General features: G+C 71.0%; 15 protein-coding genes. 10 read left to right on the top strand and 5 right to left on the bottom strand.

The window, feature by feature from the left end; all coding sequences use genetic code 11:
- Window positions 1-9 precede the first annotated feature (9 nt).
- Together ACFFHU_RS11680 and ku are read right to left on the bottom strand one after the other, a co-directional pair.
- Window positions 10-1,005 (bottom strand): GNAT family N-acetyltransferase, encoded by a 996-nt coding sequence (locus tag ACFFHU_RS11680; RefSeq protein WP_377338072.1) that lies wholly within the window; start codon window positions 1,003-1,005, stop codon window positions 10-12.
- Between the two features lie 178 nt (window positions 1,006-1,183).
- Window positions 1,184-2,218: a non-homologous end joining protein Ku gene (ku, locus tag ACFFHU_RS11675; RefSeq protein WP_377338070.1), complete on the bottom strand. Its 1,035-nt coding sequence runs from the start codon at window positions 2,216-2,218 to the stop codon at window positions 1,184-1,186.
- A gap of 107 nt (window positions 2,219-2,325) precedes the next feature.
- Between ku and ACFFHU_RS11670 the strand changes: the two genes are divergently transcribed.
- From ACFFHU_RS11670 to ACFFHU_RS11660, 3 genes are all read left to right on the top strand, one after another.
- Window positions 2,326-3,300 (top strand): ATP-dependent DNA ligase, encoded by a 975-nt coding sequence (locus ACFFHU_RS11670; RefSeq protein ID WP_377338068.1) that lies wholly within the window; start codon window positions 2,326-2,328, stop codon window positions 3,298-3,300.
- Window positions 3,290-4,210, top strand: a complete 921-nt coding sequence (ligD, locus tag ACFFHU_RS11665) for a non-homologous end-joining DNA ligase (RefSeq protein WP_377338066.1) — start codon at window positions 3,290-3,292, stop codon at window positions 4,208-4,210. The genes ACFFHU_RS11670 and ligD overlap by 11 nt, the downstream gene beginning before the upstream one ends.
- 243 nt (window positions 4,211-4,453) lie before the next feature.
- On the top strand, window positions 4,454-5,416 hold the full coding sequence (locus tag ACFFHU_RS11660; protein ID WP_377338064.1) for a zinc metalloprotease: 963 nt from the start codon (window positions 4,454-4,456) through the stop codon (window positions 5,414-5,416).
- A gap of 76 nt (window positions 5,417-5,492) precedes the next feature.
- Here the strand turns inward: ACFFHU_RS11660 and ACFFHU_RS11655 are convergent, their stop codons facing one another.
- On the bottom strand, window positions 5,493-6,044 hold the full coding sequence (locus ACFFHU_RS11655) for a GNAT family N-acetyltransferase (protein WP_377338062.1): 552 nt from the start codon (window positions 6,042-6,044) through the stop codon (window positions 5,493-5,495).
- A 217-nt stretch (window positions 6,045-6,261) separates the two neighbouring features.
- On the opposite strand from ACFFHU_RS11655, the gene ACFFHU_RS11650 reads away from it, so the two are divergent.
- From ACFFHU_RS11650 to ACFFHU_RS11630, 5 genes are all read left to right on the top strand, one after another.
- On the top strand, window positions 6,262-7,791 hold the full coding sequence (locus ACFFHU_RS11650; RefSeq protein WP_377338060.1) for a glycosyltransferase family 39 protein: 1,530 nt from the start codon (window positions 6,262-6,264) through the stop codon (window positions 7,789-7,791).
- A 184-nt stretch (window positions 7,792-7,975) separates the two neighbouring features.
- Window positions 7,976-10,279, top strand: coding sequence for a trypsin-like serine protease (locus ACFFHU_RS11645; RefSeq protein WP_377338058.1), 2,304 nt, complete (start codon window positions 7,976-7,978; stop codon window positions 10,277-10,279).
- Between the two features lie 69 nt (window positions 10,280-10,348).
- Window positions 10,349-10,876, top strand: coding sequence for a hypothetical protein (locus tag ACFFHU_RS11640; protein ID WP_377338056.1), 528 nt, complete (start codon window positions 10,349-10,351; stop codon window positions 10,874-10,876).
- Between the two features lie 155 nt (window positions 10,877-11,031).
- On the top strand, window positions 11,032-15,405 hold the full coding sequence (locus tag ACFFHU_RS11635) for a polymorphic toxin-type HINT domain-containing protein (RefSeq protein ID WP_377338054.1): 4,374 nt from the start codon (window positions 11,032-11,034) through the stop codon (window positions 15,403-15,405).
- 24 nt (window positions 15,406-15,429) lie between these two features.
- Window positions 15,430-16,122, top strand: coding sequence for a hypothetical protein (locus tag ACFFHU_RS11630; protein WP_377338052.1), 693 nt, complete (start codon window positions 15,430-15,432; stop codon window positions 16,120-16,122).
- Between the two features lie 133 nt (window positions 16,123-16,255).
- Here ACFFHU_RS11630 and ACFFHU_RS11625 read toward each other — a convergent pair whose 3' ends face one another.
- A complete protein-coding gene (locus ACFFHU_RS11625; RefSeq protein ID WP_377338050.1) occupies window positions 16,256-17,965 on the bottom strand; it encodes a DNA repair helicase XPB in 1,710 nt (569 codons plus the stop codon).
- 144 nt (window positions 17,966-18,109) lie between these two features.
- Here ACFFHU_RS11625 and ACFFHU_RS11620 point away from each other — a divergent pair, with 144 nt between their 5' ends.
- Both ACFFHU_RS11620 and ACFFHU_RS11615 read left to right on the top strand, forming a co-directional pair.
- Complete coding sequence (locus tag ACFFHU_RS11620; protein ID WP_377338048.1) at window positions 18,110-19,021, top strand: L,D-transpeptidase family protein; 912 nt, start codon at window positions 18,110-18,112, stop codon at window positions 19,019-19,021.
- A 196-nt stretch (window positions 19,022-19,217) separates the two neighbouring features.
- On the top strand, window positions 19,218-19,538 hold the full coding sequence (locus ACFFHU_RS11615; protein ID WP_377338278.1) for a hypothetical protein: 321 nt from the start codon (window positions 19,218-19,220) through the stop codon (window positions 19,536-19,538).
- Window positions 19,539-19,595: 57 nt separating this feature from the next.
- Here the strand turns inward: ACFFHU_RS11615 and ACFFHU_RS11610 are convergent, their stop codons facing one another.
- Window positions 19,596-22,229 carry a helicase-associated domain-containing protein gene (locus tag ACFFHU_RS11610; RefSeq protein ID WP_377338046.1) on the bottom strand — a complete coding sequence of 878 codons (2,634 nt, stop codon included), beginning with the start codon at window positions 22,227-22,229 and terminating at the stop codon, window positions 19,596-19,598.
- Window positions 22,230-22,294 lie beyond the last annotated feature (65 nt).

Raw genomic sequence — 22,294 nt, 5'->3', positions numbered from 1 at the left:
GGCCCCCTCTTAACGCACGTCCCGTTCGCGCGGGCGGAGCGGCTTGACCATTTGCTGGCCCGCCACCGCGTAGCCGAGCCCCGGAAACAGCCCCCGCGCCGCGGCGTTGCCGGCGAAGACGTTCACCTCCAGCTCCGGTACGCCGCGAGCGGCCAGCTCCCGCTCGATCAGCAGGGCGGCGGCCCGCCCGTACCCGCGGCGGCGATGCCCGGGATCGATCTCCAGGTGGTGCAGCGCGGCCCGGCCCGGCCCGTCGCCGCGGAGCCGGACCCAGGCCCAGCCCACCGTGCCACCGTCCGCGCCGCACACCCGGCGCAGCAGCGCGTCCGGGCTGCTTACGCCGTCCGGAAGGTCCTTGCGGATGCGCTCGGCCGCCCGCTCGCGGGCCTGATCGAGCGGGATGCCCCGGCTGGCCGCCTCGGCCCGGGCGTGCTCCTCGGTCCACAGCGGCAGCCGCCGGGCCAACTCGTCCGCGGGCATCGGCGCCAGCGATACCGGCGACCGGTCCGATCCGGCCGGCCCGGCGCCGCCGAGGGGCTTCACCAACTGCTGGGCGGTGATCTCGAAGCCGAGGCTGTCGTACAGGCGCATGGCCGTGGTGTTGTAGCCGTGCACGTTCAGGCCCAGCGCGCCCACCCCGCGGCCGGCCAGTTCGTGCTCGGCCGCCAGCATGAGACCCCGGCCGTAGCCCTTTCCGCGCTGCTCGGCCGCCACCTCGATGTCGTAGACCCAGCCCCGCTCGGGCCCGCCGGCCCGGTCACCGGGCAGGGCCAGCCAGAGCCAGCCGACCTCCTCGCCCGCCGCGGTACGCCCGGTGAACAGCAGCATGCCGGGGCTGCGTACGCCGTCAGGCAGGGCCAACCGGTGCTGCTCGTCCGACTCGGCCATGGCCTCGGCCAGGGGCAGGCCGCGCGCCTCCGCGATGGCCTGGGCATAGTGCTCGACGGCCTCCCGCAGACGCCGGTCCAGCTCGGCCTGGGTCATCGGGGTGAGAGAGATCGTCATGGCGCTCCCGGGATCGCACGCGGAGAAGTGCCGAGGCTATCGAATTTCCCGCTGGCCGGCCGCCCCCGACCGGACACGCGCCCGTCCCGGCCGCTGCCGTCGACAGCACGGCTGGCGGAGCGTTAAGAAGGGGCCCTTCCTATACAGAAAGCGATAAGAAGGGGCCCTTCCTTGCGGGTCAGGCGGACTTGCGCGGCGCCTTTTTGGCCGGCTGCTTCTTGGCGGTCTGCTTCGCGCCGGTGGTCTTCTTGGCGGTCGTCGCCTTTTTCTCGGTGGTCTTCTTGGCGGCGGCGGTCTTCTTGGCCGGCGCCTTCTTGGCCGGCGCCTTCTTCGCGGTCTGCTTGCCGGCGGGCGCCGCCTTCTTGGCCGACCGGGCCGAGGTGATCGGGGTGGGCTCGCCGGCGCCACCGCCGGCCCCGCCGTCGTCGGTCTCGCCACGCGCGGCCCGGGCCCGGTCCACCGAGGCGCGCAGCGCGGCCATCAGGTCGACCGCCGCGGCCGGCGCCGCTTCCTCCTCCTCCGGCGCCACGACCTCGCGGCCCTCCACCTTGGCGTCGATGACCTCCTGGAGCGCGGCCCGGTAGTCGTCGGTGTAGGCGTCCGGCTGGAAGTCGGCGGCCATCGAGTCGATCAGCGAGGTGGCCATGGCCAGCTCCGGCGGGCGGACCGAGATGTCCTCGTCCAGGAATCCGAAGTCGGGCTGCCGGATCTCGTCCGGCCAGAGCATCGTGTTGAGCAGCAGCACGCCCTCCCGGACCCGCAGCGTGGCGAGCTGCTCGCGCTGGCGCAGCGCCACCTTCACGATGGCGACCCGGTCCGAGTCGGTGAGCGCGTCCCGCAGCAGCACGTACGGCTTGGCCGCGGTGCCCTCCGGCTCGAGGAAGTACGCCTTGTTGTAGAGGATCGGATCGACCTGCTCGGCCGGCACAAACTCGAGTACGTCGATCGCGTGCGAGGTGGTCAGCGGCAGGTCCGCGAAATCCTCGTCGGTGAGCACGACCATTTCCCCGCCGCCGATGTCGTACCCCTTGGCGATGTCGTCGTAGGTCACCTCCTCGCCGCAGACCGAGCAGGTGCGCTTGTAGCGGATCCGGCCGCCGTCCGCGCGGTGCACCTGGTGGAACCGGATGTCCTTCTCCTCGGTGGCCGAATAGACCCGGACCCCGATCGAGACGAGGCCGAACGACACGGCGCCCTTCCAGATTGCCCGCATCCTCGCACTCCTCGCCCCGCTGCCGGTCGTCCCCTGATGACCATTGACCAGGATTCCATCACCGGCAACCGGGCGCGAGCCTTTCCCGCCGGATCTAGGCTGGTGGCGTGCCAGGGGCGCCGGTGAAGCCGATGCTGGCGGTGACCGGGGAGCTACCCAGCGCCGCCGGCTGGGGCTACGAGTTCAAGTGGGACGGCGTACGGGCGCTGGCCGACACGAGCGGCGGGCGGCTGACCATGTGGGCGCGGTCCGGGGTGGAGATCACTGCCGCATACCCGGAACTCGCGGCGCTGAGCGGGCAGGTCACGGACGTCCTGCTGGACGGCGAGGTCGTGGTGCTGGGCGAGGACGGCGTGCCGTCCTTCACCGCGCTGGCCGAGCGGATGCACGTCCGGCAGTTGGCCAAGGCCGCCCGGCTCGCCGCCAGCATGCCAGTGACGTACATGATCTTCGATGTTTTGCGGCTGCGCGGCGCGGACCTGTACCGCTGGTCCTACCGGCAGCGCCGGCGGGCGCTGGACGAGCTGGAGCTCGGCGGACCCAACTGGACCGTCCCGCCGGTCTTCCCGGACGGCCCGGCCACCTGGGCGGCGGCCGGCGAGAACGGCCTGGAGGGGGTGGTGGCCAAGCGGCTCGACTCGACCTATCACCCCGGGGTGCGCTCGCCGGACTGGGTGAAGACCAAGCTGGAGACCACCGCCGACTTCGTGGTGGGCGGCTGGCGACCCGGCGTACGCCGGATCGGCGGCCTGCTGGTCGGCGTGCCGCGACCGGACGGCCGGCTCGAGTTCCGGGGCCGGGTCGGTGGCGGGATCGGCGCGGCCATGGAGCGCGAGCTGCTGCGGATCCTGGCGCCGTTGCGGACGCCGGAGTCGCCGTTCGTGCCGGGAGGCGGCCCGGCAGGTGGCTCGACGCGCGGCTCGGTGCCCCGGGAGGATGCTCGGGGGGCGAACTGGGTAACTCCCCGGGTCGTGGTCGAGGTCAAGTACGGCCAGCGCACCCCGGACGGGCGGCTGCGGTTCCCCCGCCTGCTGCGGTTGCGCCCGGACAAGAGCCCGGACGAGGTGGACGATGCCGGCTGACCGGATCAGGGTGAAGGTCGGCGGCCGCGACCTGGAGCTGTCCAACCTGGACAAGGTGCTCTACCCGGACGCCGGCTTCACCAAGGGCGAGGTCATCGACTACTACACCCGGGTGGCGCCGGTGCTGCTGCCGCACCTGCGCGACCGGCCGCTCACCCGGATCCGCTATCCCAACGGGGTGCAGGACAAGTCGTTCTTCGAGAAGAACAAGCCGGCCGCCACCCCGGACTGGGTACGCGTCGAGACGCTGCCCGCGCCCGGCTCGACGAAGGGCCGGGAGACCATCGACTACGTCGTGGCCGACGACCTGCCCACGCTGGTCTGGCTGGCCAACCTCGCGGCGCTCGAGCTGCACACCCCGCAGTGGCGGGTCGGCCACCACCCGGACATGCTGGTGGTCGATCTCGACCCGGGCGCGCCGGCCGGGCTGGCCGAGTGCTGCGAGGTGGCCGTGCTGATGCGGGACCGGCTCGCCGACGACGGCATCGCCAGCTATCCGAAGACCTCCGGCAAGAAGGGCATGCAGCTGTGCTGCCCGATCGCCGGCGCGCAGTCCGCCGACGACGTCTCGGCGTACGCCCGCCGTGTCGCGCAGGAACTCGAACGCGCCGAGCCGAAGCGGATCACCGCGAAGATGGCGAAGAAGCTGCGGCCCGGCAAGGTGTTCATCGACTGGAGCCAGAACAATGCGGCCAAGACCACGGTGTCGCCGTACTCGCTGCGGGCCGTGGGCGTGCCGGCCGTGTCGACGCCGCTCACCTGGGACGAGGTGCAGGCCGGCGCGCGGGGCCGGCGGCCGGCCGTCCGCCCGTTCATCGCCGCCGAGGTGCTGGCCCGGGTCGACGAGTACGGCGACCTGATGGCCGACCTGCTCGACGGCGGCCCCCCGGTGCCGGCGGCCTCCGGCTGAGCCGCTTCGCGGCCGCCCCGCGGCGTACTCGTGAATCGTGGACCGAAACCGTCCCGATCAGGACGGTTCCGGTCCACGATCTGCCGGATGCTCCGTCGTCGAGCGGGCGGCGATCCTCGCCGGGGCTGTCGCCGAGGAACGGTGACGTGGTCTCATACCAGGGACGATGTGACTGACCCCCACTTCTTGCCGTGTCTCTCGTCAGAGTTTCGCCTGCATTCCCTATGCCCGAAAGGTGCGACGATGCGGAGAACACGGTTTCACTCGGCGGCGGTCCTCGCCGCCACGGCGGCGGCGTTCCTGACCGGCGGCGGCGCCGCGAGCGCGGTGGCCACGGCCGCCCCGGCGACCCCGTCAGCGGGCGTCGCGGCGTGCGCCTCGGGTGCCGGCGCGGACAGCGCGGCCCGGGTGGCCGAGGGCGCCACGGCCCAGGAGCCCGAGCTCTACCCGAAGAACGAGGCCAACGCGTACGGCGTGATCAAGGACTCGCCGCGGCTGCCGAACGGCAGCGTCACCATCCCCACGGTCTTCCACATGGTCTCCGACCACCCGTTCAGCGCCGCCGAGACGGCCCGGTGGAACACCCTGATCGCCGCCCAGATGACGGTGCTGAACGACTCGTACGCCGGTCGCACCGCGCCGGACGCCGCCGACACCCCGTTCCGGTTCGCGCTGACCGGCACGACGTGGACGGTGAACAGCGACTGGTACACGGTGGTGCCGGGCAAGAACGAGCGGGACATGAAGAAGGCGCTCTACACCGGCGACTCCGAGACCCTCAACGTGTACGCGGCCAACATCGGCGGCGGGCTGCTCGGCTGGTCGTACTTCCCCAAGGGTTACAACAACGGCCGGGACTACATCGACGGCGTGGTGATGCTCGACGAGTCGATGCCGGGCGGCACCGCGGGCAAGTACGCCGAGGGTGACACCCTGACGCACGAGGTCGGGCACTGGCTGATGCTGGAGCACACCTTCGCGCACGGCTGCTCCGCCTCCGGCGACTTCGTCGCGGACACCCCGCGCGAGGCGGGGCCGCAGTTCAACTGCCCGGTGGGCGCCGACACCTGCGCCGCCCCGGGCCTGGACCCGATCCACAACTTCATGGACTACACGCAGGACTCCTGCATGAACATGTTCACCGCCGGCCAGGCGGACCGGATGAGCGACGCCTGGGTCGCCTTCCGAGCCGGCGGCGCCGGCTGACGGGACCGGCCGCCGGCGGGCTGACCGCCCGAGCCGCCGGCCGACCTGAGGACGAGTAGATCTTGGACGGAAACCGTCAGCTGCTGACGGTTTCCGTCCAAGATTCGTTGGTGAGCCGGTAGAGGACGTGGTGGCGCAGCGGGCCGGGCGGCACCCGCGGGTGGTCGAAGTCGTCCGCCGGGTCGCGGGTCATCCCGATCCGCCGCATCACCGCCTGGGACCGCAGGTTCGTGGTCGCCGTCACCGAGAGGACCTCCGGCAGGGCGAGGGTGTCGAAGGCGTACGCCAGGGACGCCCGCGCGGCCTCGGTGGCGTACCCGTGTCCCCAGGCCGACCGGGGGAGCCGCCAGCCGACCTCCATGCCGGTGGCCGGCAGGTCCTGCAGCGGGCGCAGCCCGGTGAACCCGATGAACTCGCCCGTGGCCAGCACCTCGAGCGCCCACAGCCCGTACCCGTTGTCGGCCACCTCGGCGGCGTAGGTGCTCATCGCCGCTGCGCTCTGCTCGCGGGTCAGCAGGTCCGGGAAGTGCTCCCGGACCTGCGGGTCGGCGTTCATCGCCGCCCACGGGTCGAGATCCGACTTCCGCCACTGCCGCAGCAGCAACCGGCTCGTCCGCAGCTCGGTCATGGCGCCGAGGGTAGTAGCCCGCCACCAGACCGGGGGGAGCACCAGGGGCACGGCCGATTAACATCGTGTTCATGTTGCCCTAGTAACGTCCGGCCCTCCTTTGAGAGCTGATCACCCCGAGCTTTGGTCATTGCGGCACCTGGGTTTTCTCCCGAAGCGCCGCCCGGACAAGGAGACGGTCATCACCATCGGCTGGAGGCTGCGTCCGGCTGTCAGCGTGGCTTCTCCCGAAGCTCCGGCCGATGAGGCCGATGAGGCCGAAGCGGCGAGCCCGGCCGGGAGCGGGCGCGGGATCGCCGCGGGGCGTGGGCAGCGGACCGCCCAGCTGGTCGGTTGGGGTGCGCCAGCCGTTGTCTCCGTCGTGCTGGGCCTGTGGCGGCTGACCGGTCCGGCGCTGTGGGCGGACGAGCTGGCGACCTGGGGAGCGGTCCGCATTTCCTGGTCGCAGTTGTGGCAGCTGTCCGGGTCGGTGGATGTCGTGCTCTATCCGTACTACGCGCTCATGAAGGCCTACACGGCGCTGGTCGGGACGAGCACCGTGGCGATGCGGTTGCCCTCCGTCGTGGCGATCGCCGTCGCCACGTTGGCGGTGACCGCGCTCGGGCGGCGGATCGAGGGACCCTGGCTGGGCCTGCTCGCCGGCCTGATCTTCGCGGTGCTTCCGGTCACCTCGCGGTACGCGCAGGAAGCCCGCTCGTACTCGCTGGTCATGTGCGGCTCGGCGGTCGCCGTGCTCTGCCTGATCCGGCTGCTCGAAGATCCGGGGCGCCGTCGGCTCGCCGCATACGCGGTGGCTGTCACCGCCGTGGGACTGCTACATCCGCTCAACGGTTTGCTGATGGTCGCCGGTCACGCCGCCGCGGTTGGTTGGTGGCAGGTTGAACACCGCCGAACGGGTTGGCGCACCTCGCTTCGCTGGCTGGCGGCGGCAGGTGTCGGCATGAGTCCGGCGGTGGTGCTCGGGGCGCTGGGTGCCCGACAGTCTGCCCAGATCTCCTGGATCAAGCTCGTCGACCTGGCGGCGCTGCACGTTTTCCTCGATCGGCTCTTCTTCTCCGCGGCCGTCGGGGGATTCCTGCTCGCGCTGGCCATCGTCGGCGCGCGCCGCAAGCTCGCGTACCTGTGTCTGGCCGGCGCCGCGTTTGTCCCCATCGCCCTGCTGCTGGCGGTCGGCACCCAGATAGCCGTATGGCGGGCCTCGTACGTCGTGGCGGCGCTGCCCGCCATGGCGGTGCTGGCGGGATCGGCGCTGAGCCGATTGGCCCGGCCGCATGCGATCGCGGCGCTCTGCCTCGTCGCCGTACTGGGCTACCCCGCCCAGATCATGATCCGGTCCGAGGCCGGCCACTCGCAGGCCTCGACCCGGATCGCAAACGTCATCGGCCCCCGATACCGCCCGGGGGATGTGGTGGTGTTCCCGGATACGCACTACAGCATCCCGTGGTCGCCCCGGGACATCTACGAGCGCTACCTACCTGCCCCGCGCCCCCCGGACGTCCTGCAGGTCGCCCCCCAGCGCACCGACGGTCGGTTCCTGGCCCGGGAGTGTCCCGACGCCAGCTGTCTGGGAACCCCGCCGCGGATCTGGGTCGTTCGCGCCGACAACTCCACCGATCCGCTGAAGGACATGGCGGGCGGCAAGCGGCAGCGGATCGGCAGGGACTACCGGCCGGTGCAGCGGTGGCAGTACTCCCTGCTCGGCATCACTCTCATGGAGCGCAGCGGACCGCACGAAGCCGGGCATTGATCCGCGGCACGGCTTCGCTGGACCTGACGATTCACACAGCGTATTCCCCGATGTCCCTTGTGTAGCGGTCAGTTGATCGATAGCGTCATCGCGCTGGGTTTCGTCGATGGATGCAGGTGGACTTGAGGTGGGCAACGCCCTGCCCTCTACCCAGCGCTGATGCGTCTCGACTACGGGGGTTCATGTGCAAAGACGCGTACGTCGCTGGGTTACCAGCCTGGTCGTCGCCGGTTCCGCGGCCAGTCTGCTCTCGGCCGGAACGGCCTCGGCCATAGCCGGTGCCGAAGAGGTGGCCGACGGGACCTACCCGTTTCTGGCGAAGGTCTCCTTCGGGGAGGCACGTAGCTGTACGGGCACCCTGGTCGACGCTCGCTGGATCCTCACCGCCAAGTCCTGCTTCGCCGAGGGCACGGCGCCCGTCACCGCCGGTGCGCCGACGCGGCCCACCACTGTTCTCCTCGGCCGTACCGACCTGACCAGGGTCAGCGGCCATCGACTGCTGGTGGAGTCGGTCATTCCGCATCCGGACCGCAACCTGGCGTTGGCCGAGCTGTCGGCCCCGGTGAAGGATGTCGCACCGGTCGAGCTCGGTGGTGCCAACCCACAGCCCGGGGAGGTGCTGCGCACGGCCGGTTACGGCCGGACCGCGACCGAGTGGGTACCGAACCGGTTGCATGCCGCTTCGTTCACCGTGCAGTCCGTCGCCGCCACCTCCTTTCAGATCGCCGCTGCCTCAGCTGGCGCCACCCTCTGCAAGGGCGACGCCGGTGGACCCACCTTCCGCGAGACGCAGGGGCGGGTGGAACTCGTGGGCGTGAACGACGCCTCGTGGCAGAAGGGCTGCCTCGGCGAGACCGACACCCGGGAGGGCGCGGTCGAGGCTCGGGTGGACGACCTGGCCGACTGGATCCGTAGCAGCGTCGCGGTGCAGCCGTCCGGACTGCGGGAGCCGGTCACCGGCGAGTTCAACCGGGACGGCCTGCCGGACCTGGTCGGGGTCGACGCCGCCGGCACGCTCTGGCTCTACCCCGGTACGCCGACCCCGAACACCTTCCGTTCGCGGATCTGGATCGGCGGTGGCTGGGGTGGTTACCGAGAGTTGGTCGTCGGTCGGGTCAACCGCGACGCCTACGACGACCTGGTGGCGATCGAGAACTCGACCGGCAAGCTGTGGCTCTATCCCGGCACGGCGAGTGGGGGCACGTTCGGCACGCGCGTCCAGATCGGCGGGAACTGGACGAGCGATTTCCATGATCTGGCCATCGGTCGGGTGAACCGGGACGGCTACGACGACCTGATCGCGGTCAAGACATCCACAACACAGCTGCTGATGTACGCGGGTAACGCCACCGGTCCCACCTTCGACGCGGCGGTGCAGATCGGTGCGGGTTGGGGATGCTGCAAGCAGCTCACGCTCGGCAAGTTCAACAACGACGACTATGACGACCTGCTCACGGTGCAGTCCTCGACGGGCAAGCTCTTGATATATGCCGGCAACGCCGCGGGCACCACGTTCGACGCCGGCGTCGACACCGGCGCCGGCACCGCCTGGAACGGGTCGTCCTACCTGGCCGCAGGACAGTTCAACGGCAGCGGCTTGGACGAGCTTGTCGCGGTGGACAGCGCCAGCGGACAGACCTGGATCCACTCCCGCAACGCGGACGGCTCCTGGGCGGCCCGCGTCCAGCCGGCTGGAAAGATCTGGCAGCCACAACCGTACGAATTGAACAATCTGGTAACCGGTGAGTTCACCCGGGACGGCTACACCGACATCATCGGAACGGACTCTGCCGGCGTGCTCTGGCTGCACCCCGGAACGGCCGCGAACACCTTCGGACCCCGCATCCAGATCGGGACCGGTTGGGGCGCCTACCGGGAACTGGTCGTCGGCCGGATCGACCGGGACGGCTACGACGACCTGGCGGCCATCGAGAGCTCGACCAGCAAGCTGTGGCTCTATCCCGGAACAGCCAGTGGCGGCGCTTTCGGGACCAAGGTCCAGATCGGCGCGGGTTGGACCAGCGACTTCCACGACCTGGCCATCGGCCGGGTGAACCGGGACGGCTACGACGACCTCATCACGGTCAAGACATCCACCACGCAGCTGCTGATGTACGCGGGCAACGCCACCGGTACCACCTTCGACGCCGGGGTGCAGATTGGTGCGGGTTGGGGTTGCTGCAAGCAGCTCACCCTCGGCAAGTTCAACGGCGACGGTTACGACGACCTGCTCACGGTGCAGTCCTCGACGGGCAAGCTGCTCAGCTATGCCGGCAACGCCGCAGGCACCACATTCGACGCAGGCGTCGACACGGGGGCGGGTACGGGCTGGGGCAACCGGAGCGAGCTCACCGCGGTCCGCTTCGGCCAGGACACCGGATATGGCCTGCTCAGCAAGGACACCTCGGGAGCGCTCGCGCTACACACCGCCCGGCCCGACGGCAGCACCGACTGGACGGACCCGGTGCAGTTCGGACCTCGCGACTGAGGCTGAATCCGCCCTCCGGCGTGCCGCACTGTCCCCTGAGCTGGATCTTGAGAAGGAAAGTGATTAAGCATGCGTAGGACAACCAGAGCAGTCACCGCCGGCGCGACCGGTGTCATCGCCGCAGCCTTGGCCCTGGGGGGCGCCGCGCTGGCCGACGGGAACGCCCCGACGGAGAGCAACGGCGGCTCGATCGTCGAGGACTTCAGCTATCCGGGCGCCGCGGGAATCCTCGCTTCCCAGGGCGTTGAATTGATCGGTGGCGACGGCCACATCATCCTGTCCGACTGCGGCGCGCCGCCTGCCGGGGACATCGGCCTCATCAAGGTGTACACGACCAACGTGATCGGACAGGGCGGCACTGTCTGCTTCAAGGTGCTCGGCTCGACCGGCCGGCTCGACCTGAAGGTACCCGCGGTCTACGAGATTCGTGGTGACGGCCGCACCCAGGGAGCCGGTCACGAAGGTACCGCGACAGTGACGACCGACAGTGGAGTAGAGACCACCAAAGACCTCGACCCGGACGGCAGTACGCAATTCGGCGTAGGCGACGGTGGTACCGAGCCGACCACCCTGCTCCAACTGACCGTTCACCCCTGAATCGCCGGCGGTGGCCGCCTGTCGCGGCCACCGCCGATCCTCATCCGCCGGGGTCATCCCCGCCGGCAAGCCGCAGGGCCTGGCTATTCAGGTTGCAGGCGGGGTTACCCCCAGCGCCATTCATTACCGGAAAAGATCACACGGGGAGATGTGCCGTGACCGAACGGCTGATCGTTGCCATGTGCATCCGCCTCAACGGAGCCATCCACTGGACGAGGCGGGTCGCGTCCGTGCTGGTCCTGACACTCGTCGTCTCACTGCTGCACATTGCGGTCGGCGGGCAGGCCCAGGCTGCCACCCCAACCATCGTGGATCGTTCTACGGTGGTTTCCGCGTGGCAATTCGGTGGGCCGCTGGTCCGGGCTGCCGCGGAGCAGGCGTTGCTCGGCGACGATGCCGCTGTCCAGCAGTTCCTCACGACGGACTGGCAGCAGCGTCAGACGATCGACGAACGGGTCAGCGTCAACCGGATGATGGCCGGTGGTGGAGTCGCGGTGCAGGGCGCGGCGCAGCAAGCGCTGGACTCCACCGCGCCGGACGCCTTGGCGGCGTTTCTGTCGGATGGGTGGCAGGCTCCCAGCCGAGTGGACCAACGGGTCCACGTGAATCAGATGATGGCTGCGGGCGGAGCGCAGGTACGGGCGGCGGCGCAGAAGGCGTTGGATGCCGACGCGGCGATCGCGGACGGCACGGCGCCCCCTCCCGAGGACGAGGCGCAGGGACCGCTGCGCGTCTTCATCGATTCTGGCTGGAAGGTCCCGTACGGCATCGACCAACGGCTTCGGGTCAACCAGATCCTGTCGCAGGCCCGCAGCAATGGCGAGACGGCAGTTCAGCAGGCTGCCCAACGTGCCCTGGACACCGACGATGTCACGGCGCTGACGGAGTTCATCGATACCGGTTGGGCAGTCGCCGCCTCCCGTGACCAGGAGACAAAGGCGATCACCGATCTGGTGAACGCGGCAAAGGATGCGGGTGATACGGCGGCCCAACAGACCCAGATCGCCAAGGACGAGTCAGACAAGGCCGCGAAGGCGGCGGCAGCCGCCCGGAGCGCCGCCGAGGCGGCCGCCACGGCGATGAACAACGCGCACAACGATGCGAAAGCGGCGGCCGCGGCGGCACAGCAGGCGGCGAACGCTGCGGCCAACGCGGCGAAGGCGGCGGGTGAGGCGGTGACAGCCTCGCGGGCGGCGATCGCGGCGGCTCAGGTGGCGGCCGCGGCCGCATCCAGGGCGGCCGCGGCGGCGGCATTGACACACAGCGCCGCGACGAAGGCGCAGCGCGCTGCGGCGGACGCCGCCAACGACGCGTCCAAGGCCAATGCGGCGATGCTTGCCGCGCGGGCCGCCCGGGATGCAGCCACGGTGGCGCGAAACGCCAAGGCTGCCGCTGGGAAGGCCGGCGATGCGGCGCTGGGAGCGAAGAACTCCGCCAGCGCCGCAGGTGCAGCGAGTGGGCAGGCGCTGGTCGCAGCCGACGCCGCTCGAGACGCGGCGGCACATGCCGCGGAGACCGGGGTCAACGCGCAGCAGGCCATTGACGCTGCGCAACGGGCCCGCAACCAAGCGAACCGTGCAAATCGGGCAGCCCAGGCGTCAATGGCCTATGCCCAGGCGGCGGCGTCGGCCGCGTACAACGCGCGCGACGCGGCTGACCGGGCCGCCCAGGACGCCGACGCAGCGGCGACGGCCGCGGAGGACGCGGCTCGGCACGCCGGGGAGGCAGCCCAGGCGGCGCAGCGTTCCACCGCGGCCGCGAACGCCGCCACGGCGGCGGCCAACGCCGCGGTGGCGGCGATGAACGAGGCCGTGAAGATCCACGATGCTGCGCAGGCGGCCGACGCCAGCCGGGTGCAATTGGCGTTCGAGGAGAACGATGAGGCAGCGCTGGCCGCTAGCGCGGCGATGGATTCATACCGGCAGCGGGCAAGATGGGACGCACAGGAGGCCGCCAAGCGAGACGCCGAGACCAACCGGCTGATCGCCGAGGCGCGTAATCCGGGCACCGATCGGGCGCTCGCTGTCGCCGACGCCCGCAAGGTCGCGCTGGTGCTGGCCGGGTCCACGGGAGCGTGGACTCGACAGGCGGCGCTTGCCGCGCTGGGGGATCCGGACGAGGGCGTGCTGGCGTTCGTCAGCACCGGCATCGACGCCGCTGCCCACCAGGACGACCGGGTGCTCGTACAGAGCATCGGCGCCACCGGAAGCGAGGCACTGGCTCAGGCCGCCGAGACGGTGCTGGCCGGCTCAGACGCCGGTGTCGCCGGATTCCTGGCCGACCCCAACTACCCTGGCCGGGACACCGAGGACCGGCTCGCCGTCAACCAGGCGATGGCGCAGGCGCAGACCGCCGGTCAAGCGACTGTGGCGCAGAGGGCGCAGCAGGCGCTGGATGCCGGCACGCACCAGGCGTATCGCGACTTCCTCACCAACCTCCAGTACACCGCGGCCGAGGCCGATGACCGGATCGCGGTCAATCGGATCCTCGCCGATCCCACCTCGGGTCCCGAACTCAAGGGAGCAGCGCAGACCGCCCTGGACGGCCCACCCGCCACGCTCCACCAATTCCTCGTCACCGGCCGGTACGCAGCGGCGCAGAACGACCTGGATGCGGCCACCCACGAGGCCGAGATGTTGGCGCTGCTCGCCCAGGGTCAGGCGGCGGCGACGACCGCCACGCAGCAGGCCCAGGAGGCGCAGGCGGCGGCCGCCCGGGCCCGCGGGAATTCGCAGGAAGCGAATGACTGGGCGGGTCGGGCCCAGACGTCGGCACAACAGGCCGCCGGTTACGCCCAGCAGGCCAACAACTCGGCCAACCAGGCCGAGGACTCGGCGCGTCGGGCCGCCGAGTCGGCGCGTACGGCCAGCCAGGCCGCTGCGGCCGCCAACCAGGCTGCCGTCCAGGCGGCGCACTCCGCAGCGTGGGCTCAGGACTCGTACGACATGGCCAAGGGCTACGCGGCCGACGCCGCTCAGGCCGCCGCCAAGGCCCGCCAATCGGCGCTCGATGCCGGCAAGGACATGCAGGCCGCCCAGCAGTACTACAACGAGGCGTATCAGGCCTACCTGGCCAGGGCCGAGCAGGACCGCAAGGACGAGAATGTTCGGCTGGCGTACATGTGCGCCTCGGTGGCGGGGGCCAACAAGCAGGACTGCCTGCACCACATCACCGACTCAGACTCCCTCAAGCTCGCCAAGGCTGAGCTTAACGCCGAGATGTGCCACCGGATGGGCACACCCGGCAGCGTCTACTTCAAGAACTGCATGGCCGACACGTTCAACCCCAGCTTCGTCACCAACCGCCAACTCGACATGGTCGGCGCCTTCGTCACCGAGCTGAGCGCCTTCGTCGTTGCTGGCGCTGCGGTTGATGCGCTTATCCTTACAGCGATTTTCTGTAAAGCACCTTGTGTCGCGGTCATGGCACTTCTCGGCGGCCCTGAGGTGCTGATGGGCGTCGGCGGCTTTTTCGACCTGTGGCTTGAGTCCTCGCTTATTGAGCTTGCATCCGGTTCGGCCGTGGGCGGACTGGGTCTCACCAGACTTCGCGACTTCGCCGGAATCCGAGTACCAGCCGTTTTCGAGCAGTCCGCTGTGGAAGGTGAGTTCAGCCAGGCGCTCATGGCTCAGTTCATCAATCGGATTCGAGGCTGCGCAGTACCGAACAGTTTTGTCCCGGGCACCCGCGTCTTGTTGGGTGACGGCACCGCAAAGGCGATCGAGGATATTGCGGTAGGCGACCAGGTCGCATCCGTCAACGAACGAACGGGTCAACAGGACAGCGAACGTGTGACGGCCACGGTCGAGCGGTCGGGGAATAAGGACCTGGTCGAGGTCTCCGTCCAGACTGGCGGTGGTCAAGGAACTAGGTCGGACATTCTGACCGCCACGGCTCAGCATCCGTTCTGGGTTGAAGGCATTCGGCAGTGGGTCAATGCTGGCAATCTTCACCCCGGCCAGTGGCTCCATACTGGATCCGGTGCGTGGGTCCAGGTCAGCTCCGTACGTCATCGGACTGCGCAAGCCACGGTTCACAATCTGAGCGTTGCCAACCATCACACCTATTTCGCGATGGCGGGCCGGCTTCCGCTGCTCGTCCACAACGAAGATCTCTGTGACTTGGCTCTAGGGACAAAAAGCGGAGGCCTCGCGGACTTCGCGAAGAAGTTTGGCTTCACACACGTCCTCGGCATGAAGGGAGACACGTGGCGCGGTCCGGTGCTGCTAGCGGTTGATGATCCGGCCGTCACCCTTCGCGTTAGTCTGAACGAATTCGAGGGCCGGGATGCGGCCGAGCAGTACGCCATCGCTGCTATCCGTGGGGCCACCGATGGCCGAAAGAAAGCCACGGAAGAGGAGATGTCTTGGATAGCCAAGGCAGTGATCCAGGGCAGGCGGTCGTGGAGTTCGGTTAAGTTCTATCAGAAAGTCGGAGACAATTATATTCTGGTGTCTGTTCCGGAGCCGGACTGGAAGTCGCTGACATGGAACGGTAAGAAGCTGCCGAGCTACTGGTTCCCGGAGTGAGGATGACGGCCTGGAGAGCGGGAGATGATTGAGTTTAGCGATCTGGCGAGCCGTGAGTTGTATCGCGACCTGGCTGAAGCGGGAAGCCTGAAGGCGGCATTGGAGATGGCCTCACAAGAGCGCGGGATCGATCTTGGAGAGGTGACGGCACCCGAGGGTGACGCGGGGCTGGTCGTGGCGTGGTTCACCTCTTCACGGGGAGGAATCGGAATTTCCCTGGCCGCTGAGGAGCGGTTATTCCTGATCAAAATTGAAGGCAAGGGGCATGGATGGGCGACGGGAGGTACACCGGTACTGCTGGACGCAGCCCGTACGGTGGAGGCATGGCGCCGGGGCGCCTCGCTGCAAGCGCTGAAGAGCGCATTCCCGTTCATGGGCTACACCCGCCTGGCTCAGGCCTTTGAGGAAGGCAACCCCACCGCCGTCCGGTGGCAGGAGTTGATAGGCGACGGCGATCTCGACGACTTGCGCCCTTTGCTGGTGACAGCGCATCGCCACCTAACACTCGGGAAGCTTTTTCCTAGCGTGACCCACCTGACCCTGCTGAGGCTCGCGATCGATCCGTCCGACCGGTCGGCTGGGGAGGCCTGGATCGCTCTAGAAGCCGGGTCTTCTTATTCGATCGGTGCCTCTTGGGCACCGGAATCACGCAGGGCCTCGTCCGTAGACGATGCCATCGCCGAAGCCGCAGAGATATTGACCCAACGGCAGGATTAAGGAGTAGGCGGGGGCCGAGCGCCGTCAGGTCGGGATGATCGAAGGTTCCCTTGTGCGGGCTACGCCTTGAGGAGGGCAACCAGTTGACGCGGTGCTGGAAGGGCGACGGCGGTAGGTAGTATCTCCAGTCTCCTCAGTCCACCGTGGGCAGCTTCGGGCCGAGTACGTCGTCGGCGTCGACGATCGTGTACGCGTACCCCTGCTCGGCCAGGAACCGCTGCCGGTGCGCGGCGTACTCGGTGTCGATCGTGTCCCGGGAGACCACCGTGTAGAAGTGCGCCTGCCGCCGGTCCGCCTTGGGTCGCAGCACCCGACCCAGCCGCTGCGCCTCCTCCTGCCGGGAGCCGAACGTGCCGGAGACCTGGATGGCCACGGCCGCCTCGGGCAGGTCGATGGAGAAGTTGCCCACCTTCGAGATGACCAGCGTGCGGATCTCCCCGGCCCGGAACGCGTCGAACAGCCGCTCGCGCTCCTTGTTGGTGGTCGATCCCTGCACGATCGGGGCGTCGAGATATTCGCCCAGCTCGTGCAGTTGGTCGATGTAGCCGCCGATCACCAGCACCTGATCGTCCGGGTGCCGGGCCACCAGGGCGCGTACCACCGGCAGCTTGGTCCGGGCGGTGGCCGCCATCCGGTAGCGCTCCTCCGGCTCGGCCGTGGCGTACGCCATCCGCTCGGCGTCGGTGAGCGTGACGCGCACCTCGGTGCAGTCGGCCGGCGCGATCCAGCCCTGCGACTCGATGTCCTTCCACGGCGCGTCGTACCGCTTGGGGCCGATCAGCGAGAAGACGTCGCCCTCCCGGCCGTCCTCCCGGACCAGCGTGGCGGTCAGGCCGAGCCGGCGGCGGGCCTGGAGGTCCGCGGTGAACCGGAAGATCGGCGCGGGCAGCAGGTGCACCTCGTCATAGATGACCAGGCCCCAGTCGCGGGCGCCGAACAGGTCCAGGTGGGTGAACGCGCCGCCGCGCCGCGCGGTGAGCACCTGGTACGTGGCGATGGTGACCGGGCGGATCTCCTTGCGCTCGCCGGAGTATTCCCCGATCTCCTCCTCGGTCAGCGACGTCCGGGCGATCAGCTCGCGCTTCCACTGCCGGCCGGCCACCGTGTTGGTGACCAGGATCAGCGTGGTGGCCTTCGCCTCGGCCATCGCGGCCGCGCCGACCAGCGTCTTGCCGGCGCCGCACGGCAGCACCACCACGCCCGAGCCGCCGGCCCAGAACTGCTGCACGGCCTCCCGCTGGTAGGACCGAAGGGTCCACGCCGCCTGGTGGCGGGCCGGGTGGGTCTTGTCGGCCGGCACGTCCTTGCCGTCCTGCGCCAGCTCGATCGGGTGCGCCTCGCCGTCCACGTACCCGGCCAGGTCCTCGGCCGGCCAGCCCAGCTTGAGCAGCCCCTGCTTGAGCCGGCCCCGCTCGGACGGGTGCACCGCGATGGTGTCCTCGTCGACCTTGGCGCCGAGCATCCCGGCGAGCTTCTTGCTCTTGGCCACCTCGATGAGCACCATCCGGTCCAGCGCCCGCAGCACCAGGCCGTGGCTCGGGTGGTTCATCAGCTGGAGCCGGCCGTACCGGTCCATCGTCTCGGCCACGTCGACCAGCAGCGCGTGCGGCACCGGGTAGCGGCTGTATTTGATCAGGGCATCCACCACGCCCTCGGCGTCGTGGCCGGCCGCGCGCGCGTTCCACAACCCCAGCGGGGTGAGCCGGTAGGTGTGCACGTGCTCGGGCGAGCGCTCCAGCTCGGCGAATGGCGCGATGGCCATCCGGCAGGCGGTTGCGTCGGGGTGATCGACCTCCAGCAGCAGGGTCTTGTCCGACTGCACGATCAAGGGGCCACCGGTCACGCCATCGTTCCTCTCGGGCAGGGTTCGCTCGGACAGACCCTCCAGTGTTGCACGCGATAACGGGACGGACACGGTCGAAGAGCCGACGCAACGGATCGATGGCTCCTGGCGTCTAGCTGGTGACCACTGCCTGGGGGAGGCTCGATGAATCGAATAGTTCTCGCGATCCGTCTGACGGCGGTGGCGGTGGTCACGCTGGTCGGTGCCGGAGCGTGCACGTTCGGGCCGCAGGAGCACCGCGCGGGTGGGCCCGCGCCGGTGAACGCTGCGAGCGGCACAACGGGGGCGAGCGGTTCGCCCGGCCCGATCCAGCCCGGTGGTACCGCCCCGGCCGGTTCCCGGCGACCTTCGTCGCAGGGACCCGACCGGGCCGGATCGCCGTCCCCCGCCGGTTCCGCCGGCCCGACCGGTTCGACCGGTTCGGCCGGATCCGCCGGTTCGACCACGCCGTCGCGGCTGCCGGCCGGCTGCACCCAGGGCGAACAGCAACGCGAGGTGGAGACGTACCTGGCCCGGCTGGGCGGCTTCGGCCCGGTCGAGGTGGACGGGCGGCAGTCGGCCGCCGACTGCGCGGCCATCAAGCGGTTCCAGCGCCGGTACGGGATCAGCCCGGCCGCCGGCCGAGCCGGCCCCACCACGGCGGACGTGGCCGGCCGGCTGGCCCGGACCAACCTGGCGAGCTGCCGGGCCGGCAAGGGCACCACCTTCTGCGTCGACCTCACCCACCAGACCGTGTGGGTGGTGCGGGACGGCCACGTGCTGCTCGGCCCGACCGTCACCCGCACCGGGAAGCCGGGCTACGCCACCGTGTCCGGTTCATACACCATCGACTATCGCAACCCCCGCGAGTGGTCTACCCCGTACGAGGTGTGGATGCCGCTGTGGCAGCACTTCTATGGCGGGATGGGCTTCCACGAGACCACCACGTACCTGCACGACATGTCGATCGGCTCGCACGGCTGCGTGAACCTGCTGCCCGAGGACGCCCGGCGGATGTGGGAGCTGGGCTCGGTGGGGACCCACGTCCGGCTGTTCGGCCGCCGGCCCGGCACCTGAGCCGCGCCGGGCAGCCGACCCGGAGGGCGTTAGGAGGGGACCCTTCCTATACAGAAAGCGATAACAAGGGGCCCTTCCTTGCATCCGGGGGTTCCCGGAGCGCGTTTTCCGGGGTGGTTCCGGGGAGCGGCGGCTGCCGGGCGGCCGGCGGAGGTGGCAGGCTGGGATCCGGACGCCGTACGGTCGGGAGGCGCGGATGAAGGACGGACGGCAGGGCCCGTTGTTGTCGCCGTACGCGGAGGACGGCCCACCGCCCGACCCGGGTCCCGGGCGCGGCGACGTCCGGGCGGGGGAGCCGCCGGCGGAGGCGCCCGCCGGGCCGGGGGCCGCGGACGTGTCCCCGGCCATGATCGCCGGCTACCTCCTGCTCGGCGTCCTGCTGTTGGGCTGGTTCCTCTGGGGCTGGCTGGTGCTGCGGCAGGGCTTCATCGACTCGGTCGGCGAGTCGGCCGGCGCCGGCTTCGCGCTGCTGCTGCTCTTCTCGATCGTGGGCACGCTGCGGCAGAGCCGCCGCTGACGGCCCCGCGGTGCTCCCGAGTGCGGGTTCGCGCGGTGTCCCGGGCCGCGGCGCCGCTCAGTCGAGGACGGCCGCGGTGATCCGGTGCAGCGCGAACGTGTGCAGCATGTCGGTCCGTTCGTCCTCGGCCCGCAGGTAGCCGGCCCCGATGGAGACCGGCCGGACCAGCCGGGACGTGGTGCCGCCGTGCGCGTCGACGTACCCGACCCAGACCAGCGACTTGTCCCGGACCGCCTGCTGCAGCACGGCGAGCGCCTGGCTGTGGGTGTGCCGGGCGGCCGGTCGTGCCCCGTTGCCGGTGCGGACCGGATCGGGCGCCCGTCGGGCAGCCCGGGCCGCCGCCTCGCCGCGGCGCATCTGCTCGATGACCCCGAGCACCCGGGGCCGGCTCAGCTTCGGCGCGGCCAGCGGATCGGGCGCCCGGGCCGCCATCAGCGCCCGCACCGGGGCCCGGCTCGGCCTCGGCCGGGTCAGCACCGCGGCGCCGGTGGCGTCCTCCGGCACCGGGGCGTAGCCGGCGTCGCGCAACGCGGTCAGCAGCCGCGCCACCTGGTACGGGCTCACCAGCACCGTCGGGGCCAACCGGCGCAGCGACAGCACGGCCAGCCGGCGGTCGGCCAACGCCTCGGCCAGCAGCGCCTCGTCGTCGCTGCGCAGATACGCGCCTGCCGCGCCGACCCGGAGGCCGCCGTGTTTGCGGGCCACGTCGTCGATCAGGTACGTGAGGGTCTGCGGCACCGGGGTGCGGGACCGGCGGCGGAACAGCCCGTGCAGGTCCTCGGCGGCGTATCCGGCGTCGAGGGCGCGGCGCAGGCTGCCGGCGGTGACCCGGTGCACGCTCGCGCCGCCGGCCGACTCCGGCTCGGCCACCGTGTCCAGCTCGGCGGCCAGCGCCGGCTCCGGCGGGCCGGGCACCACCACGCTGAGGTCGGCCTGCACCAGGAAGTGGTCGACCGGGGACGGCAGCAGGGCGTCGAGGGCGCGTACGGCCGGGGAGGTGTAGCCGGGCAGCGCGGTCGAGGCGGCCCGTACGCCCAGCGGGTCGTCGTCCGCGGCCCGGCGCTCCTCCGCGGGGTCGGCGAGCAGCAGCCGGCCGTACGAGGTGAGCGCGCCGAGGCCGGTGACGCCCAGGTTGGCCGCCTCGGCCAGCACCTCCCGGTACGCCCGCTCCCGGCCGCGGCTGCGCCGCGGCATCCGCCAGGCGACGAGTTCCAGCGCCTCGTCCTCGTCCGGCGCCGCCCCGGGGGCCAGCTCGGCCAGCACTCCCAGCACCACCCGCCGGGCGGCCGGCGCGCCGGCCCGCTCGACCTCGCCGGACAGCGGGGTGATCGGCCGGTCCCGGTCGTCACGCTGGCCCACCATCCCGGGCTGGCGGGTCATCGTCAGCCAGGCCCGGGCCAGGATCTCCCAGCGGTGCGCCAGCGGTTCGGCCCGCCAGGTCTCATAGAACGGGGTGGGCAGGATCTGCTGGTCCGCGCCCGCCCTGGTGGTGGTCGCGCCGGGCAGGTCGGCCTCGCCGGCCAGCCCGGCCGCGGTGGCCACCTCCAGCAGCAGGGCCGCCACCGCCTCGTCCAGCCCGGTGGCCCGGGCCAGCCGGCGCAGCTCCCGGACGCCGATCCCGCCGGCGCGCAGCACCGGGGCCGGCTCGGCGCCGAGCGCCGTCAGCAGGGCCTCGACGTACCGGACGGCCTCCATGGTCTGTCCGGCGCCGGCCGAGTCCACCGCTTTCGGCTCGCGGGGGGCCGCCGCGGGTTCCGGCGGGGTGGCCCGGAGCGGTCCCAGCGGGCCGGTGTCCCGGCGCAGCAGCAGACCGACCTCGCGGGGCAGCTCCACCGCCGTGTCCCCGGGGGACGTGCCGGGGTCGGGCACCGGCACGAGCAGGCCGTGCTCCACCAGCCAGCGCACCGCACCCCCGCCGTCGCCGGGCGCCGCGCCCGGGCCACCGTGGGAGGCCGCCCCGGCATCGCCGCCGGACGCCGCGTCGCCGCCGGACGCCGCGCTGCCGCCCGCGCCGGGCGGCGTGCCACCGTTGCCGCCCGGGTCGCCCGGACCGGGCTCGAGCGACCCGCCGCCGGCCGCCGGGCGGGCCGCGGCGTCGCCGGTCCGGCCGCCCGGAGCGGCGGTGCGCAGCGACTCGGCCGGCAGGGTGCCGATCGGTGGTCCGGCCGCGAGCCGGTCGAGGATCTTGCGGGCCGCGGGCGGCGCGGCCAGCACCGCGCGGCGCAGCCGCGCCGGCTCGGCGCACAGCTCGGCCGCCTGCGGTCCCAGCTCCGCCGCCGGCCGGCCCAGCCCGGCCGGGTACGGCGGGCAGACCTCGTCCACGGCGTCGGCCACGGCCAGCTCGTCCTCCGGCCCGTACAGGAGGAACAGGTCGCGCAGCCGGTCCAGCGCCGCCCGGACGGCCGCCCGATCGACGGCGGCGGGCGGGGTGAGGGCCAGCGACAGTACGGCAGCGGCCGAGGTGAGCCCGGTCTCCGGATCCCGGGTCAGCCGGGCCGCGTCGAGGATCTGCAGCATGAACCGGTCCAGCCCGTCCAGGGCGCGGGCCACCGACACCCGGGACTGCGCCCGCAGCGCCAGCGCGGACAGGTCGGCCGGCACCGGCACGACAAGGTCCGGACGCAGCTGCAGGAGTGTGGCCAGCGCGTCGTCCGGGACGGACCGCAAACGGTCGGCGAATGAGGTGCTCATCGTCGTTCCACGCTAGCCGGCCGGGCCGGGTTCCCGCCTCTCGGACGCCGGCCTCCGGACCGGGT

Origin of the sequence: Plantactinospora siamensis (assembly GCF_042434095.1) — a bacterium.
Classification (GTDB): Bacteria; Actinomycetota; Actinomycetes; order Mycobacteriales; family Micromonosporaceae; genus KBS50.
The sequence above is the reverse complement of the archived record's forward strand: the minus strand, read 5'-3'. Positions and strand labels throughout refer to the sequence as shown.